General features: G+C 44.0%; 2 protein-coding genes. Both read right to left on the reverse strand.

Annotated features, from left to right (window positions below; translation table 11 throughout):
* Positions 1-700: 700 nt before the first annotated feature.
* Positions 701-1,135: a GFA family protein gene (locus tag NNO04_RS22305; RefSeq protein WP_271446506.1), complete on the reverse strand. Its 435-nt coding sequence runs from the start codon at positions 1,133-1,135 to the stop codon at positions 701-703.
* An 85-nt stretch (positions 1,136-1,220) separates the two neighbouring features.
* Positions 1,221-2,297, reverse strand: coding sequence for a porin OmpC (ompC, locus tag NNO04_RS22310; RefSeq protein WP_271446505.1), 1,077 nt, complete (start codon positions 2,295-2,297; stop codon positions 1,221-1,223).
* Positions 2,298-2,444: the final 147 nt, after the last annotated feature.

Consider the following 2,444-nt stretch of genomic DNA (forward strand, 5'->3'; position numbering starts at 1 on the left):
TCAAAATACATAACATTGCCCAGCATTCTGATTGTTTTTATATTCCATGCACATTCCACCATCCACAAAACTCATATCCAGTACAATCAAAGAGTTTTCTCTGTATATCCAAAATAATACACTGGCAAACTTCGCCTCCCTGTTCTGCTCTTGCTATTGAAATAAAGCATTCAGCTGGTTAATACTCCGTCCGATTTTTTAAATAAATATCTCCATCCGGAAACGAACACCGTTTTCAGCTGTTAATTGTCGATCCCTGGTGTCGATCGCCCTAAATGCGTCGGCAGTGTCCTGACCCGACACTGCCGTGCGGTAGCGTGGACGTCTGGCAGGAATGCTTTGTTTAGTGAAATTACGTCCGCTACCGAACATAAATATAAAAAGAAAAGGATCAGGGATGAAAGCACTCCACCTCGCAGGTGCTGGTGGCGCCCGGTATACCACGCAGAAACTGAATAGCGATTTCACAAAACATCGGAGAGATGCAGTCAGGCGGGGATATCAGCCTGAGTTCACACAGAGATATCACGGTCAACGATTTTACCGAAACAGCGGGCTCACTGCACGTGAGTGCAGCAGGGATGGTGCTGAATACCGCCCTTCTCCTCACTGGCATGGTTCGAGAGCTCAGATGCCATCAGCTGAATATGAAAACCTATATTATCAATGACTCAGAAGTGTCTGGATTATCAGCGCCGATTCAATGCGCTAATTGGCCAAGGGAATCCATTACTTCAACCTCTGTGCTACTCAGGCGCGCGTATTGCCCCGTGAGCTTCCAGAAAGCTGGCTGTGTTTCTATGTAGATTTCGGCTGCTAACACCAGGCGACGTCTCTCGCTTTCATTCAATTCAAGGATCGTCCACGGAATAAAGTAATAGTCAGAATTGATCAAGTGAAACCACAAGGGGCTTCCACATACGGAGCAGAAACAACGTTCACCATGCAGAGAAGAAGAGAAAATACCTGGTTCTGGCATGTGTTCGGCTATCAATGGTTGCCCACACGCTTCCAAATACATTGCAATGCCACCAGACCATTTTTGGCACAACGTGCAGTGACAGGCATAAACATCAAGCCTCTGAACGTTAACGGTAATATGACTCTGCCCGCACAGGCATCGCCCTGTGAACATTTGCATGAAGTATTCTCTCAGGAGATTTAAATCTTAGCATTGAAGCCAACTCATAATGAGTTGGCTTTTTAGAAATCAATTCAGATTAGAACTGATAAGTCAGGCCGACTGCGACGATGTCGTCAGTACTGATTAATGCATCTTTGGTAAAGTTGGTGTCATCCAGCAGGTTGATTTTGTAATCAACATAGGTAGACATATTTTTGTTGAAGTAATAAGTTGCGCCGACCTCAACATATTCCACCAGATCCTGATCGCCATAGGAACCCAAACCTTTACCTTTGGATTTCAGATATGCGAGAGAGGGTTGTAAACCGAAGTCAAACAGATACTGAGCGACTGCTTCAAAGTTTTCGGTTTTGTTCGCAATACCACCAACACCACCAAAACGGGTCATGTTAGAGGTTTCAGAATATGTCGTTGCCAGATAGATGTTGTTAGCATCATATTTTAGACCTGCAGCCCACAATTCAGCATTTTCACCTGTTGCGAACAGGTTGCCGCCCTGATTGACTTGCTCATCAGTACGGTCAGATTTTGTATAGGTAGCACCCACGCCAAAACCTTCATACTCATAGGTAGACGATAAGCCAAAGCCATCGCCATTTTCTCTATTAATATTACGATCATTGTTTTTACCCTGGTACTGAGCTGCGATGTTCAGGCCCTCAACCAGACCGAAAAAGTCGGTATTACGGTAAGTTGCAACTCCGGTAGTACGGGCTGTCATAAATGCATCGGATTGGGTCCAGGTATCACCACCGAACTCAGGCAGGACGTCAGTCCATGCGCCGATGTCATACGCTACGCCGTAGTTACGTCCGTAATCAAGAGAGCCATATTCAGCAAATTTCAGGCCTGCGAAAGCCAGACGGGTTTTATCGCCAGAGGTCCCCTGGTTTTCAGCATTAGAACCATTGAATTGATGTTCAAACCGACCAAAACCAGTGAGTTGGTCGTTGATTTGCGTTTCACCTTTGAAGCCCATACGAACATAAGATTGATCGCCGTCGTCATCAGCGTTATCGGTGAAATAGTGCTTAACATCAACTTTTCCGTACAGATCCAACTTATTACCGTCTTTGTTATAAATTTCAGCCGCATTTACCGCGCCTGCTGCCAACAAAGTAGTCACTGCCACTGCAACTAACTTAAGTTTCATTATTGTAGTCCTTATAATTTTATTAGTGTGCTTATTAAGTCATTTTCAAATAATCAAAAACATCAATGACAAATCATTATCATTTTATGCGTACATTCATTTTCAATAATAAGTTTCAAGGCATCTTCGAATATTAGCAATAATGTG

It is taken from the genome of Citrobacter sp. Awk 4, assembly GCF_028069725.1.
Lineage (GTDB): Bacteria > Pseudomonadota > Gammaproteobacteria > Enterobacterales > Enterobacteriaceae > Citrobacter_D.